The sequence below is a fragment of the Mesorhizobium sp. M2C.T.Ca.TU.002.02.1.1 genome (genome assembly GCF_003997225.1).
This window is the reverse complement of record NZ_RZTO01001279.1, coordinates 1-1068: the sequence shown is the minus strand read 5'-3', so window position 1 is coordinate 1068 and position 1068 is coordinate 1. Positions and strand designations below refer to the sequence as shown.

The following is a 1068-nucleotide window of genomic DNA, read 5'->3' as shown; positions in this document are numbered from 1 at the left end:
TCCCGCTGGTGCTGGGCAAGGGCAAGCGGCTGTTCGGCGACAACGCGATGCCGGCCGCCTTCAAGCTCGTCAAATCGCAGGCTTCCACCACCGGCGTCATCATGGCGACCTATGAGCGCGGAGGCGAAATCCGTACGGGCTCGTTCGCCCAGCAGGAGCCTTCGCAAGCCGAGCTCGAACGGCGCAGGACCTGGAAGTAGCGTCCAGGCTTGTTTCCTCGCATCCAGCAAAGCGCTACGCCATGCACACATTTTCCGTGACTGGCGTGACTGATCAGGCCGAGGCTTGATCGCCAGGTGGTTCCCCCAATCCGTCGCTGCTTCGCAGCGCCACCTTTCCCCCTCCGGAGGGAAAGGAAGGGAGCCTTGCTGGACGAGCGTTGACGGCAAAAGGCTTGGCGCGTTTCCTCTACCCCGTCGATCGGGGGAGAGGTGGCCCGGCGAAGCCGAGACGGAGTGGGGGTCGACCAGCGCTCACGCTGCCTGGCGATAGCGCGAAAGCCCCTCGCGGATATGGCCGGCAAAAGCCTGCGCGGCCGGCGCCGTGGCGTGCTTCGGCAGATGCAGGTTGACGGAGAAATTCGGCAGCGCTGGAAGGCCAGCATCGGACAGGATGTCGAGATCGGCCGGCACCGTCGAGGCAAGCCAAGCGGTCACGGCGAGGTCCGACCGCACCGTGGCGGTGGTCGCATCGATGTTGCCGTTCTCGAACACGGTGCGCCAGTCGAGTCCGTGCTCGCCAAGTGCCGCCAGCACCGCCGGCCGGAAGGCGCAGGTGTCAGCGACGATGGAAACCGGCAGCGGCCGCTTGAGCCTTGCCGCCCCGCCTCTGGCGCCGACCCAGACCAGCCGGTCGACAAGCAGGCATTCGCCCGCGGTGGGACCGGTGCGCTCCTCGATGACGGCAAGGTCGATGGTGCCCGCCGCCAGGGCCGCCGCAAGTTCCGGCGAGGAAGCGCAGACCAGCGAAATTTCGACCTGCGGATAGGCTTCGGCATAGGCCTTCAGCACAGGCGCGAGCAGCGTGCCGACAAGATCGTAAGGCACGCCGACCCGCACCCGCCCGGCA

General features: G+C 67.0%; 1 protein-coding gene and 1 pseudogene. One reads left to right on the top strand and one right to left on the bottom strand.

All coding sequences use genetic code 11. The annotated features are described in order from the left end of the window. A pseudogene (locus EOD07_RS35465) lies at positions 1-200 on the top strand (dihydrofolate reductase); the annotation flags it as partial. Between the two features lie 273 nt (positions 201-473). Here the strand turns inward: EOD07_RS35465 and EOD07_RS35460 are convergent. Further along, a partial coding sequence (locus EOD07_RS35460; protein WP_127238440.1) for a LysR substrate-binding domain-containing protein occupies positions 474-1068 on the bottom strand: 595 nt, incomplete at its 5' end.